Here is a 354-nt window from a genome sequence, read left to right as displayed (position 1 = left end):
ATCATCGCAATATCTAAAATAGTGCCCGCCTTGACTCTCTAATGCGGTTTTCATTTTCGAGTCGAAATCCAGCATATAGATATTTGACAGTAGTGCGCTCACAGGTGAGCCTTGGGGGATGCCAAAGTCGTTTTGATTTCGATGTATAAGCCCACCGTTTCTAACTTTTTCTCTGAATTCTTCTGCGGTGCAAGCTCTGTGGCGGTTGTGCTTCGGATTGTTGATCGATATGCTCAGTTCTTTGAATAGTATTGTTCGGTCAACATAGGCATATTTAGTGAGTGACTTGTAGACTGCAAAGTGATCGTCTGGGAGTGCTTTGAATCCCAATAAATTAGACCACACTCTCTTCAA

1 pseudogene is annotated in these 354 nt (G+C 42.7%); it reads right to left on the bottom strand.

Annotated features, from left to right (window positions below):
* A pseudogene (locus tag R0K30_RS21310) lies at positions 1-330 on the bottom strand (reverse transcriptase); the annotation flags it as partial.
* Between the last annotated feature and the right edge of the window lie 24 nt (positions 331-354).

Source organism: Bacillus sp. SIMBA_154, assembly GCF_046536015.1.
GTDB lineage: Bacteria > Bacillota > Bacilli > Bacillales > Bacillaceae > Bacillus > Bacillus pumilus_P.
This window is presented reverse-complemented; position numbering and strand designations above follow the sequence as displayed.